At 72.4% G+C, this 11,661-nt stretch carries 13 protein-coding genes and 2 pseudogenes; 7 read left to right on the top strand and 8 right to left on the bottom strand.

The genetic code is table 11. From position 1 onward, the window contains the following. Positions 1-636 (bottom strand): helix-turn-helix domain-containing protein (locus tag VN520_RS36570; protein ID WP_325751264.1); only part of this gene is annotated, 636 nt, incomplete at its 3' end. A 329-nt stretch (positions 637-965) separates the two neighbouring features. On the opposite strand from VN520_RS36570, the gene VN520_RS36575 reads away from it, so the two are divergent. After that, complete coding sequence (locus VN520_RS36575; protein WP_325751265.1) at positions 966-1,337, top strand: cupin domain-containing protein; 372 nt, start codon at positions 966-968, stop codon at positions 1,335-1,337. 92 nt (positions 1,338-1,429) lie between these two features. Here VN520_RS36575 and VN520_RS36580 read toward each other — a convergent pair whose 3' ends face one another. Further along, entirely contained in the window at positions 1,430-2,470 is a 1,041-nt protein-coding gene (locus VN520_RS36580) for a hypothetical protein (RefSeq protein WP_325751266.1), read from the bottom strand. Positions 2,471-2,718: 248 nt separating this feature from the next. Then, positions 2,719-3,336 carry a DUF1707 SHOCT-like domain-containing protein gene (locus VN520_RS36585; protein ID WP_325751267.1) on the bottom strand — a complete coding sequence of 206 codons (618 nt, stop codon included), beginning with the start codon at positions 3,334-3,336 and terminating at the stop codon, positions 2,719-2,721. A 212-nt stretch (positions 3,337-3,548) separates the two neighbouring features. Between VN520_RS36585 and VN520_RS36590 the strand changes: the two are divergent. Beyond that, positions 3,549-3,632 (top strand): annotated as a pseudogene (locus tag VN520_RS36590) (transcriptional regulator); the annotation flags it as partial. Between the two features lie 4 nt (positions 3,633-3,636). On the opposite strand, the gene VN520_RS36595 reads toward VN520_RS36590, so the two are convergent. Further along, entirely contained in the window at positions 3,637-3,879 is a 243-nt protein-coding gene (locus tag VN520_RS36595) for a hypothetical protein (RefSeq protein ID WP_325751268.1), read from the bottom strand. Positions 3,880-3,975: 96 nt separating this feature from the next. Between VN520_RS36595 and VN520_RS36600 the strand changes: the two genes are divergently transcribed. Continuing rightward, on the top strand, positions 3,976-4,614 hold the full coding sequence (locus tag VN520_RS36600) for a LysE family translocator (RefSeq protein WP_325751269.1): 639 nt from the start codon (positions 3,976-3,978) through the stop codon (positions 4,612-4,614). Positions 4,615-4,731: 117 nt separating this feature from the next. Here VN520_RS36600 and VN520_RS36605 read toward each other — a convergent pair whose 3' ends face one another. The 3 genes from VN520_RS36605 to VN520_RS36615 form a co-directional block, all read right to left on the bottom strand. Further along, positions 4,732-6,072 (bottom strand): ABC transporter permease, encoded by a 1,341-nt coding sequence (locus tag VN520_RS36605; protein WP_325751276.1) that lies wholly within the window; start codon positions 6,070-6,072, stop codon positions 4,732-4,734. 5 nt (positions 6,073-6,077) lie between these two features. Beyond that, positions 6,078-6,866, bottom strand: a complete 789-nt coding sequence (locus tag VN520_RS36610; RefSeq protein ID WP_325751270.1) for an ABC transporter ATP-binding protein — start codon at positions 6,864-6,866, stop codon at positions 6,078-6,080. Between the two features lie 189 nt (positions 6,867-7,055). Then, entirely contained in the window at positions 7,056-7,550 is a 495-nt protein-coding gene (locus tag VN520_RS36615) for a cupin domain-containing protein (RefSeq protein ID WP_325751271.1), read from the bottom strand. Positions 7,551-7,776: 226 nt separating this feature from the next. On the opposite strand from VN520_RS36615, the gene nadE reads away from it, so the two are divergent. Genes nadE through VN520_RS36630 form a run of 3 tightly spaced genes read left to right on the top strand, consistent with a single transcriptional unit; the run spans position 7,777 to position 10,633 of the window. Beyond that, positions 7,777-8,622: an ammonia-dependent NAD(+) synthetase gene (nadE, locus tag VN520_RS36620; protein WP_325751272.1), complete on the top strand. Its 846-nt coding sequence runs from the start codon at positions 7,777-7,779 to the stop codon at positions 8,620-8,622. After that, complete coding sequence (pip, locus tag VN520_RS36625; RefSeq protein WP_325751273.1) at positions 8,619-9,593, top strand: prolyl aminopeptidase; 975 nt, start codon at positions 8,619-8,621, stop codon at positions 9,591-9,593. Before nadE ends, pip begins: the two co-directional genes overlap by 4 nt. 44 nt (positions 9,594-9,637) lie before the next feature. Continuing rightward, on the top strand, positions 9,638-10,633 hold the full coding sequence (locus tag VN520_RS36630) for an aldo/keto reductase (RefSeq protein WP_325751274.1): 996 nt from the start codon (positions 9,638-9,640) through the stop codon (positions 10,631-10,633). A gap of 156 nt (positions 10,634-10,789) precedes the next feature. Here VN520_RS36630 and thpR read toward each other — a convergent pair. After that, a pseudogene (thpR, locus tag VN520_RS36635) lies at positions 10,790-11,361 on the bottom strand (RNA 2',3'-cyclic phosphodiesterase). 99 nt (positions 11,362-11,460) lie between these two features. Between thpR and VN520_RS36640 the strand changes: the two are divergent. Continuing rightward, positions 11,461-11,661: hypothetical protein (locus VN520_RS36640; RefSeq protein ID WP_325751275.1), on the top strand; the 201-nt coding region annotated here is incomplete at its 3' end.

Here is an 11,661-nt window from a genome sequence, read left to right on the forward strand (position 1 = left end):
CGCCATCTCGACCCCGAGCATCGCGAGCCCCAGCTTGGTCAGCTCCTCCGACACCTCGTCCGGCCGGGCCCTGCGCGGGCGGCGGGCATGGTGCGCCATGAGCTCGTGGACCGTACCGACCATCACCATCACCACGACCCGGTGGTCCCGCTCCTCCACCTCGCCGCGCACGGCCGCGCGTTCGGCCTCACCGGTCAGGAAGTCGGTCCACAGGTCACGCCACCGCTTGCAGTGCGCGTCCACCGCCGGACTGACCCCCAGCACCTCGACGAACGTCACCCGCGCCTCGCGCAGGTCCCGGGTCACCGCCGACACGTACGCGTCGAAGAGCCGCCGGAAGCGTTGCTCCAGCGGGCAGTCGTCCATCCCCTCGGAGAGCAGGGCGATCTCCGCCGCCCGCAGTCCGCTGGTCGTGATCTGGTTGTGCAGAGCCATCAGCAGGGCTTCCCGGGAACCGAATTCGTCCCAGAGCACCTCCTCCGGCACTCCTGCCATCTCGCACAGGTCCTGCTCCGACGTCCGCGCGTAGCCGTACACCCCGAACAGCTCCAGGGCGGCGTCGAGGAGCTGCCCACGGGCCCGCGTACGCGCACCGTCGACCGCGCCGGTCAGTTGGTCCACCGGGACATCCACCACGGGTCCTCCTTGATCTGCCCATATCCGGTGCGCACGACCGCAGTTGACCGGGCCGCGAGGGCGGATAGAGCTCGGGCGCCTCTGGATGGCGCGTGCGCCATTGTGCTGACACGTCCCGCCGTACGCATCCCACGGCGCACTATTGGGCCCACAGTCCGCCAGGATCGGTGACGGTTCGCACAGATGTGCAAAACATTGCCCCGCTGCGGGAGGTGCACCTGCCGTCAGGGCCGACGCCGCCGGAATGCACAGGACAGACGGTCCTGTGCACGGAAAACTGGTGGCCGCGGCCGGGCGCCCGGCCGGCCGAACCACCGGAAGGACTGCACATGCCCGAGGGTCCCGTTCCCGTCAATCTCGCCGACAAGTTCTCGCAGTTCGGTGAACTGTGGTCACCGAAGACCGTGGCAGGTCTCAACGACTACGCGGTCAAACTCGTGAAGGTGAAGGGCGAGTTCGTCTGGCACTCCCACGAGGAGACCGACGAACTGTTCCTGGTCGTCACCGGCCGGCTGACCATCCAGCTCCGGGACGGAGACGTCGTGCTCGGCCCCGGCGAACTCTTCGTCGTACCCCGTGGCGTCGAACACTGCCCCCTGGCCGAGGAGGAGACCGCCGTCCTGCTCCTCGAACCGGCCGCGACGGTCAACACCGGGGACGCGGGCGGCCCGATGACCAAGCAGGCCGAACCGCTCGGCTGAGGACGCCGGGGCGCACCTGCCGCAGGAGCCCTCAGAGCCGCTTCAGCACGGCTCGTTCGGCGGTGGCGAACTCCTCGTCGGTGCGGGATCCGCTACGGGGTGCAGTGTGCCGCCCCGCCTCCGGTGGCGGGCGTCCCCAGCTTCGCGAAACGCTCCCGCCACGGCAGGGGGCCGGGCTCCTCCTCGGCCTCCGCCAGGGCCCTCCGCCTCTCCCAGAGCTCCCGCGCGGCCTGCCTGCGGCAGGGCCCGCACTCGGTTTCGTCGGCGACCGGCCGGAAGGCGTGCTCCTCCGTGTCCGGACGGGCCGCTGTGCAGATCATCAGCTCCGGGGCGCGGGGCGGCGCGGCAGCCGGCTGCGGGAAAGCCTCCGCAGGGAGTTCCGGCGGCATCTTGTGCAGCAGCCTGTACCGCAGGAAGCCGACCGCCGACCGGACCCCGTCGCCCGGCAGTTCGCTGGTCAGGACGCGCCGCAGTTCACCTGCCGACACCCCACGCAGCAGCCAGCGGGCGGCGAGCTCCGCGAGCCCCCGGGCCTCCTTCACCCCGAGGTACAGCTCCCGCCGCACATGGCGCAGGGACAGGAGCACGCGCTCCCCCTCCGCCGCTTCGGGGCTGAGGGCGGCCTCGGGACCGGGCTCGGGCCCCGGCTCGGCTTCCGGCTCCGGCTCGGGCCCCGCCTCGGCTTCGGAGGGTGGGTGGGGATCGTTCTTCTCCTGTTCTTCGTCTACCGGTGGTTGATGACCGACCACCCGGCCGGCTGGTTCACCGACCGTCGGTTTCCGGACACCCGGCGGCTCCTCGGACCCGCCCTGGCGCAGTACGGCCGCCTCCTCCGGCGTGAGGGGCACGTTGGACATCAGCTGCTCCGTCACCCAGCGCCCGCGCTCCCCCTGTTCGCGCCATTCATGGACGTAACCGTGCGCGACCAGCAGTTCCTTGGACTTCTGGTACGCCCGCCCCGTGATGCCGAGCCTCCGCGCGTGCTCGCTGAGCGGCTGGGCGGCCTGGTCGTCGGGGAGCCCCTGGACGGCCAGGAGCAGAATCTTCGCGTCGCTGGTCAGGCGCGGATGGCGGACGACATCGTGCGAAGCCTTCGTGAAGCGCCGGGAGGGCGCGATAGCATGCCGAAGCATCTCGGTGGACTGCTTTCCACTCGTGGGTGAAGGCCTCCGGCTGGGTGTTGGTAGCACCCCCGGGGGCCGCCCGCGCACCGCTTGTGCACGGAACGTGATGACGCGATTACGGTACCGCATGCTAAGGGGTGCCGTTTCGCATATGCCCCAGCACCGCCCTCACGGGCCAACTCGCCCCTCACGCACGCCCGCTGAGGCCGAGGACCACGCCCTCGGCAGGGGCGGGGCGCAGCTCGGCCGGTGCGGTGTCAGTACGGCGTCGGGTTGCTGCGCAGCTTGCGCCGTTCCCAGCGGTTGGGGTGGCGGACGGTCACTCCCGCCATGCCACCGGTCCCGGTGAGCCGGATGAGCGGGGTCCCCGGGAGCCGGTCGGAAGTGGTCCTGTCCTTCAGGCCGCCGATACCGGGGTCCATGCCGCCGGTGTCCACGGCCCAGGAGTCGGGAACGACGATCGTGACACCGGCCATCTCCCCGTACGCCTCCAGCACGACCTCCGGGAGAGGGCAATGGGCCCGGGTGAAGTCGAGCTTCACGCCGCCCATGCCTCCGTGTGCGACCAGACGCCCGGGGACCTCCCAGCGCCCGGGGCCCCGGGACACGCCGTGCATGCCGCCTTTGAGCACCAGCGGCGGCCGGCTCTCAGGGGGGACCAGGCTCGGCAGGTCTGCGGTCAGGACGGCCAGCTCGGCGTGCGTCTTGGACGTCAGCGCCCGCTCCAGGCGCTCGTCCAGCTCCTCGAAGTCGATCCGTCCCTCGGCTGCCGCATCGCGCAGCCGCTCGACCACCGCGTCCCGGTCGTCGTGCGAGGCGCGGAGTTCCGCTGAGGGAACAGGGCGCACGGAGGGCTCGGGAGGCTGGGCAGTCATGGGGTCAAGAATAGGCAGCCGAGGGCCCGTTGGGCAGGGCCCTGCCCCGGAGACCCCGCACTGCGGGCGCTCCTCCGCCTCGCTCGGCCCCCTCGGGCGGCCGCAGTAGTCACGCCTCGGCGCGGCCCCTCGCCCGGGCTGCCCGCGAAGGGGCCGCCCGCCGGATCCGTCCCAGCGACGAGTACCGGGACACCACCTCGGACGAGTGGACCGCGTTCGAGCAGCTTCGGGGTGCGGCTGTGTACGGGGCTGACGCACGGGCTCTGGCAGTGAGAGCAATCGCCGCCCTCACCTGACGGGTTACGTCGCCGGCCCTGCGCGGAGCCGCCGCACATCCCGCACGAACGCGTACGAGGCACCGAGGAGGATCATGGCCCCGGCCCCGATCCAGAGGGCCGACGCCCCGGAACGGAACTCCCGAACGGCAAGGGCGAGCAGCACCATGTCGGCGAGGACGCCGACGGCCGAGATCAGGGCGCTGATGCGGTAGGCCACATGAGCATCATGGACGACGGCCTCGGCCGACGGGAGTGATTCCGGCATCCGCCCAGGACTCTCCTCGGAGCAGAAACCGACAGGCGCGAGTTGCGGCGCTTCCGCTGACCGGGCGGTAGATCCGGTGGGATACCCTGGCATTCCATGGCAATAAGCACCGCCCTGTGGTCCTTCGCCCTGGTTGTAGGGCTTCTCACTCTGACTCCCGGACTCGACACCGCCCTGATCCTGCGTACCTCCGCTCTCGGCCGGCGCGGGAGAGCCTGGGGCGTCGTCCTCGGCATCCAGACCGGCACCCTTCTGTGGGGCGCGCTCACCTCTCTTGGAGTGACCGCGCTTCTCACGGCCTCCCCTCTCGCCCACACCGCGTTGCGCTGGATCGGTGCCGCCTATCTGATCTGGATGGGGGCCCGCATGCTCCGGGACACCTTCCGGGGGCTGCCCGCCGCGGACACGAACGATTCAGCCCTGGCAGCCGGCGCGGACTCGGTCGGTGGTGGCTGGCGGCAGGGAACCCTTACCAACCTCCTGAACCCGAAGATGGGCGCCTTCTACGTCGCCGTCCTGCCCCAGTTCATCCCCCCAGGCGCAGGTCACTTCACCATGGGCCTCCTGCTCACCGCAGTGCACGTCCTCATCGGCCTGCTCTGGTCCGCCGTTCTCATCGGCTTCGCCCGCGTCTTGCACGGCTGGCTCCGCAAGCCCCAGGCCCGCCGCCTGCTCGATCGGATCACCGGCACGGTCATCGGAATCTTCGGCATCAGGTTGGCACTCAGTAACTGACCGTCCGACGGTCATGGCCCGGCGTCCAGGGTCCGACGACGGTCGGCCCACCATCGCCCACGGCCAGGATCGGCCGGTATCGGTCCTGGTAGCCGGGCGTGCCGCAGTGCGGTCGCGTCACGCGGCCGCGGTGACCGCGTCGACGGCCGGCGTCCGGAGCGTCCTGCGCGCCGTCCCGAGGCTCGTGCCGAGGGTGGCCGCGGTGGCGAGGGCGATGATGACCAGCCAGGTCGCGGGCCCCTGGCCGGGCAGGACGTGGTCGGTGCGGACCATCGTGAAGGGGATGATCCCCGCGATCCCCGCGGCGGTCCCCAGCACCACACCGGTCAGCGTGAGGATCACCGCCTCCCACCCGACCACGCCCAGGACCTGGCCGGGCGTGGCCCCGGCGAGGCGCTGCTGGCCGAACTCGCGGCTGCGGTAGGACGTGGCGGCGTAGAGGCTGTTGACGAGCATGATGCAGGAGAAGACGACGATGATGCCGACGACGACCAGGTTGAGGGTCTCCACGTTCTTGGCGTCGACGGTCTTGTCCAGGCCGGACGCCGCGGCCCAGTCGCTCTCCACTCCCTGGATGTAGAGGGTGGCGGTGGCCATCCCGATGAAGAGGATCATCGGCATGAGCACTCCTGCCAGTTCCGCGCCGCGCCGGTGCAGGTTGCGGGCGCTCAGGTAACCGCCCGCGCCGCCCGTCGCGGCGAGCGGGCCCCGCAGCAGGTGCAGGAGTCTGCCCAGCAGGGACGGGGCGAGGACGGCGAAGCCGACGGAGAGCAGGACGGCCCCGTAGGCGGGGAACGCCATCAGCATCTCCTCGGTGCTGTCGACGGCGTACGTCGTCAGGACTCCCCCGGCCCCGGCGGCCAGCGCGGCGCAGCCCGCCAGGGTGCGGCCCCTGCCCAGGGAGGGGCCGCGGGTCCCGGCGGCGGGCCGGGTGGCGCGGCGTACGGCGAGGAACGCGGCGCCGACCGAGGCGAGGACGGCGATGCCGAAGCCCGATCCGAGCGCCATCGCACCGAAGGCGGGGGCGACGTCCGCGGCGACCTGGCCGCTGTCCTTGAACAGGTCGAGCAGGAGACGGCCGCCGAGCACGGCGGGGCCGATGGCGAGCACCGCGCCGGCGAGTGCCACCACGGCGGACTCCCCGACGACCATGCGCGTGATCTGGCCGGGGGTCGCTCCCGTGCAGCGCAGCAGGTGGATCTCCTCGGCGCGTCGGCGGACGTCGACGGTGAGCGTGGAGGCGATGGCGAAGAAGACGAGGAGGGAGCCGTAGCCGCCGACGACGCTCGCGGAGACGGTCATGGACTCCGCGCTGACCTCGTCGACTCCGGGGGCCGCCGCCGTGTCGTGCAGGGAGCTGAACGTCATGATGATGACGGCGCCGAGGAACGCCGAGAGCAGGGTGGCGAGAAAGCGTCCGGGGCGTTTGCGGACCGAGCGCATGGCGAGGAAGAGCATCGCTGTCACACCTCCGTCAAGGGGCTGTGGACTGCGCGGTCCCCGAGGTGCGTCATCCGTTCGGCGACGGCCTCGGCGGTGGGGGCGGGGAGATGGCCCGCCAGCCGCCCGTCCGCCAGGAAGAGCACCGAATCGGCGTAGGAGGCTGCCACCGGGTCGTGGGTGACGAGCACGACCGTGCTGCCGTGCAGGCGGACGGTCTCCTTCAGCAGGCTCAGCACGTCGCGTGCGCTGCGCGTGTCCAGGGCGCCGGTCGGTTCGTCGGCGAAGATCACGCCCGGCCGGGTGACCAGGGCGCGCGCGATCGCGACACGCTGGCGCTGCCCGCCGGAGAGCTCGTCGGGCAGGTGGCCGAGCCGTTCGCCGAGCCCCACCTGTGTGAGGACCGTACGGATGGCGGCCCGGTCGGCCTTCCGGCCGGCCAGCCGCAGCGGCAGCGCGGTGTTCTCCTCGACGGTCAGGGTGGGCAGCAGGTTGTACTGCTGGAAGATGAAGCCGATCCGGTCCCGCCGGAACTTCGTGAGCGCCGCCTCGCTGCCGCCGCTCATCTCCTCGCCGTCCACGAGGATCTGCCCCCGGTCGGGGCGGTCCAGGCCCGCCGCGCACTGGAGCAGCGTGGACTTCCCGGACCCCGAGGGGCCCATGACCGCGGTGAAACTGCCCGCCGGCAGGCTCAGGGTCACGCCGTCCAGGGCGGTCACGGCGCTGTCCCCGGTTCCGTACACCTTGCTCACCGAGACCAGCCTCAGAGCCTCGGCCGTCCGGCCGGCGGGCTGCCGCTTGCGATCGAACATGGTCATCACCCTCTGCTCGTCGGGCGCACCCTGCGCCACGTCGACGACGCTACGGACGGGGGCGGACGAACACATGGGGCGTACGCCCCGGAGTTCCGGGTGGCGCTGGGTGCACCCCGCACGGGGGCGGCCACCCGGCGCGGCGCCTCCGGGGCGGGCGGCGCAAGGGCTCGGGCGGGCCCGGTCCCGTCAGCGCGCGGGGAACGCCTCTCCGCACGCGCTGCAGAACCTGGGCGCGCGGTCGGCCGACAGCCGCCCGCATTCCGGGCACACCAGGTCCAGCATGCAGGGGGCCTCACCGCCCTCGTACGCGGGAGCGCGTACGGCCGGCTTGACCGTGAGTCCCGGGCGCCGGCGGTGCACCGTGAGGTACGTCAGCCCCTCCGGCCCCGCCTCCAGGGCCCGGCGCGAGGTGCGGGGCAGCCAGATGACCGCTGTCGGGGCGAGGTCCAGGGTGCCGCCGGCGCCCGTGCGCAGCCTGCCGCCACCGGCGAGGACCACCAGGAACACGTCCAGGACGTCCTCCTGGTGCTCCCCGACCCCGGCGCCGGGCGGCAGACGGACGACGTTGGCGTCCAGCTCCCGGCCCTGCTCGGCGAGGTGCCAGAGGGCGCCGCGCCCACCGGGGGCGGCGGAGGCGAGGAGCTCGTCCAGCACCGCCAGCACCTGCGGGGTGGCGTTCATGCGGCACTCTCCTCGTCGTGTCGCTCCGGGCCTCGTGGACCTGCTCGAAGCGGGCCTCCGCCCAGCTTTTCACGGGGCCTGCTCCCTGGCGCGGGTGGCCGGGGCGCACGCCCGTCCTGCCGGTGTCCGCCCCGGCGTCCTCGCCCGCGAACACACCGGCTTGGCGGAAGAAGCGCTGGGTAGGGTGGATGCGACAGACCGTCGTGGACCGGAACGAGGAGCAGACGTGAGCGAGCCGGCGAACATCGCCCTGCAGCAGGAGATCGCCCGGGAGCTGGGAGTCGCGGAGACCTTCGACGCCGAGCAGGAGATCGAGCGCCGGGTGGCCTTCCTCGCCGAGCGGCTGACCTCCACGGGGCTGCGCGCCCTGGTGCTCGGCATCAGCGGCGGCGTGGACTCGACCGCCGCCGGACGGCTCTGCCAGCTCGCCGTCGAGCGTGCGCGTGCCGCGGGCCACGAGGCGCGGTTCTACGCGATGCGGCTCCCCTACGGCGTCCAGGCCGACGAGCACGACGCCCAGCTCGCGCTCTCCTTCATCCAGCCCGACCAGGTGCTGACCGTGGACATCAAGCCCGCGAGCGACGCCACGCAGGAGTCCCTGCTCGCCGGTGACGTGAGCTTCCGCGACCCGCACCACCAGGACTTCGTGTTCGGCAACGTCAAGGCCCGGCAGCGCATGATCGTCCAGTACGCGGTGGCCGGGGCGCACAACGGCCTCGTCGTGGGCACGGACCACGCGGCCGAGGCGATCTCCGGTTTCTTCACCAAGTTCGGTGACGGCGCCGCCGACCTGGTGCCGCTGGCCGGGCTGATCAAGCGCCGGGTGCGTGCCCTCGCCCAGGCGCTGGGCGCGCCCGCCGAGCTGGTCGGGAAGGTGCCGACGGCCGACCTGGAGTCGCTCGACCCGGGCAAGTCGGACGAGCAGGCGCTCGGGGTCACCTACGACGCCATCGACGACTTCCTGGAGGGCAAGCCGGTGGACGAGAAGTCCTTCGACACGATCGTCGGCCGCTACCGCCTGACCGACCACAAGCGCCGGCTGCCCATCGGCCCGTCGGACCAGGTGCGGTGAGCAGGGGGCCCGACGAGAAGTACCCGCCGATCGAGCCGTACGACCAGGGGATGCTGGACGTCGGCGACGGCAACCTCGTGCACTGGGAGGTCTGCGGCAACCCGGCGGGCAAGCCCGCCCTCGTCGTCCACGGCGGGCCGGGCTCGGGGTGCACGAGCCGGGCCCGGCAGTACTTCGACCCGGACCTCTACCGCGTCGTGCTCTTCGACCAGCGCAACTGCGGCCGCTCCACCCCGCACGCGAGCGACCCCGCCGCCGACATGCGGCACAACACGACGGCGCACCTGATCGCCGACATGGAGCTGCTGCGCGAGCGCCTCGGCATCGGGAAGTGGCTGCTGTACGGGGGTTCCTGGGGCTCCACGCTGATCCTGGCGTACGCCGAGCAGTATCCGGAGCGGGTCTCGCAGATCGTGATCCCGGCGGTGACGACGACCCGGCGCAGCGAGATCGACTGGCTGTACCGGGGCGCCGGGCAGATCTTCCCCGAGGCCTTCGAACGGTTCCGGGCGGGCGTCCCGGAGGCCGAGGACCCGGCGGACCTCGTCGCCGCGTACGCCCGGCGGACGGAGAGCCCCGACCCCGGGGTGCGGGCGAAGGCGACGGCGGACTGGTGCGCCTGGGAGGACGCGGTGCTGTCCATGGAGGCGCACACCGGCCCGGCCCCCTACAGCGGGCGGCCCGGCCGTGACCGGCTGGCGTTCGTCCGGATCTGCGCGCACTACTTCTCCCACGCCGCCTGGCTGGAGGAGGGGCAGCTGATCCGTGACGCCGGCCGGCTGGCGGGCATCCCGGGCGTCCTCGTGCACGGCCGCTTCGACCTGGGCGGCCCGCTGGGCACCGCCTGGGAGCTGGCCGGGGCCTGGCCGGACGCCGAGCTGACGGTGATCGAGGACGCGGGCCACCTGGGCGGCCCGGCGACGTCCCGGGCGGTGCTGGCCGCGCTGGACCGGTTCGCCCGGCGCGCCTGAGTGCTCTTGCTTCGAGCCCACTCGAAGGAGTTGGCTGGGGGACCATGAAGTACACGCAGCTCGGACGCACCGGACTCAAAGTCAGCCGCCTCGTACTGGGGACGATGAACTTCGGCCCCCAGACCAACGAGAGCGACAGCCACGCACTCATGGACGCCGCCCTGGACGCGGGCGTCAACTTCTTCGACACGGCGAACGTCTACGGCTGGGGTGAGAACAAGGGCCGCACCGAGGAGATCCTCGGCACCTGGTTCGCCCAGGGCGGCGACCGCCGTGACAAGGTCGTCCTCGCCACCAAGGTCTACGGCAACATGGCCGCCGACGGCGAGGCGTGGCCCAACCACGACAAGCTGTCCGCCCTCAACATCCGCCGGGCCGTCGACGCCAGCCTCAAGCGGCTTCAGACGGACCACATCGACCTGTACCAGTTCCACCACGTCGACCGTGACACCCCGATCGACGAGATCTGGCAGGCCATCGACGTACTGGTCCAGCAGGGCAAGATCCTCTACGCGGGCTCGTCCAACTTCTCGGGCTACAAGATCGCCCAGGCCAACGAGCGGGCCGCCCGGCGCGGCAGCTACGGCCTGGTCAGCGAGCAGTGCATCTACAACCTGATGGAACGCGGCGCCGAGATGGAGGTCATCCCGGCCGCCCAGGAGTACGGCCTCGGGGTCATCCCGTGGTCGCCGCTGCACGGCGGGCTGCTCGGCGGCGCGATCCGCAAGGAGCGCGAGGGCGGCGGCGCCCGGTCCACCTCCGGCCGGTCCGGTGAGGCGCTGGCCGACCCGAAGGTGCGGGCCCAGGTCCAGGCGTACGAGGACCTGCTGGAGAAGCACGGCCTGGAGCCCGGCGAGGCCGGCCTGGCCTGGCTGCTGACCCGGCCCGGCGTCACCGGCCCGATCTCCGGCCCGCGCACGCGGGAGCAGCTCGACTCGGCGCTGCGCGCGGTGGAGCTGGAGCTGTCTGACGAGGTGCTGTCGGCCCTGGACGAGATCTTCCCGGGCCCGGGCCCGTCGCCGGAGAACTTCGCCTGGTAGGTGCCGGCAGGTACGCGGCGCGTGTGCGGCCTTCGCCCCCGGGTTCAGCCCCCGAGGGCGGAGGCCGCCGCCACGACGACGAACATGAGCACGAGTACGGCCGCCATGACGCGGTTTCTGGTCTTGGGATCCACCCGACGAGCGTAACCGGCCCGCTCACCGTCCCAGCAGCCAGGCCCGCACCACCTCGTACCGCGGCTGCTCCCCGGCACCCCGTCGACCGGAAGGTTGCTGCGTACGAGACTGAGCTCGCCCGCCTCCCAGCGCATGCCCTCGAAGCCTTCCAGCCCGGCCGTGTACGGGGTCAGGTCGGCCTGGTCCCGGCTGCGGGCGAGGGTGAGGTGCGGGGTGTAGTGGCGGTGCTCCTCCATCGGGACGCCTGCCTTGCGCGCGGCGGCGTGCGCGCGCTTCGCCAGCAGCCGCAGCGTGTCGAGGCCGCCCCCGGCCCCCGCCCAGAAGGCCCGGCCGTCGAACCGGCCGCCGCCGTGGATCCGCAGCGGGAAGGGCTCGGTGCGGTGCGCGGCGCGCTCCAGCCGGGTGTACAGCTCCGGCAGCAGCTCCTCGTCTACGTTCCCGAGGAAGGCCAGCGTGTAGTGCCAGCCCGCCCGCGCGGTCCAGCGCAGGTCCACGGCCCCGGGCAGCTCGCGCAGCGGGGCGACGGCCCGGGCCAGCTCGTCGGCGGCGGGCTCCGGCAGCAGGACGGCGGCGAAGAGTCTCTGGCTGCTCATGCGGCGAGTGTCCCAGCGTCCCGGCGTGTCCGGAGGCCCGGGCCTGTCGTTGTCCTACGCGGCTGCCCGCGCCGTACGGCAGCGGGGAGGAGTGGCACGATGACCGTCGTCGACGACAGGATCGAGATGGCCGACACCAGCGACGAGCGCACCCTGGAGACCTCCGGCTTCCCCCGCGACTGGACATGCGCCTGCCCTCCTCCCCGGCCGGGGAGGAGGGCAGGTGCATGTCCACCGGCTCTCAGGCCGCCGTGGCCAGCTGCTCGCGCGGGACTCTGCGCACGTGCGGGCGGCCCGGGC

Source organism: Streptomyces sp. (genome assembly GCF_035563135.1).
Taxonomy (GTDB): Bacteria; Actinomycetota; Actinomycetes; order Streptomycetales; family Streptomycetaceae; genus Streptomyces.

What these genes read in the sequence shown, in the direction of transcription:
- VN520_RS36575 (WP_325751265.1), top strand. Translation starts at nt 966, where the DNA reads ATGCCCGAGGGTCCCGTTCCCGTCAATCTCGCCGACAAGTTCTCGCAG.
- VN520_RS36580 (WP_325751266.1), bottom strand. Translation starts at nt 2,470, where the DNA reads ATGCTTCGGCATGCTATCGCGCCCTCCCGGCGCTTCACGAAGGCTTCG.
- VN520_RS36585 (WP_325751267.1), bottom strand. Translation starts at nt 3,336, where the DNA reads ATGACTGCCCAGCCTCCCGAGCCCTCCGTGCGCCCTGTTCCCTCAGCG.
- VN520_RS36595 (WP_325751268.1), bottom strand. Translation starts at nt 3,879, where the DNA reads ATGCCGGAATCACTCCCGTCGGCCGAGGCCGTCGTCCATGATGCTCAT.
- VN520_RS36600 (WP_325751269.1), top strand. Translation starts at nt 3,976, where the DNA reads ATGGCAATAAGCACCGCCCTGTGGTCCTTCGCCCTGGTTGTAGGGCTT.
- VN520_RS36605 (WP_325751276.1), bottom strand. Translation starts at nt 6,072, where the DNA reads ATGCTCTTCCTCGCCATGCGCTCGGTCCGCAAACGCCCCGGACGCTTT.
- VN520_RS36610 (WP_325751270.1), bottom strand. Translation starts at nt 6,866, where the DNA reads ATGTTCGATCGCAAGCGGCAGCCCGCCGGCCGGACGGCCGAGGCTCTG.
- VN520_RS36615 (WP_325751271.1), bottom strand. Translation starts at nt 7,550, where the DNA reads ATGAACGCCACCCCGCAGGTGCTGGCGGTGCTGGACGAGCTCCTCGCC.
- VN520_RS36630 (WP_325751274.1), top strand. Translation starts at nt 9,638, where the DNA reads ATGAAGTACACGCAGCTCGGACGCACCGGACTCAAAGTCAGCCGCCTC.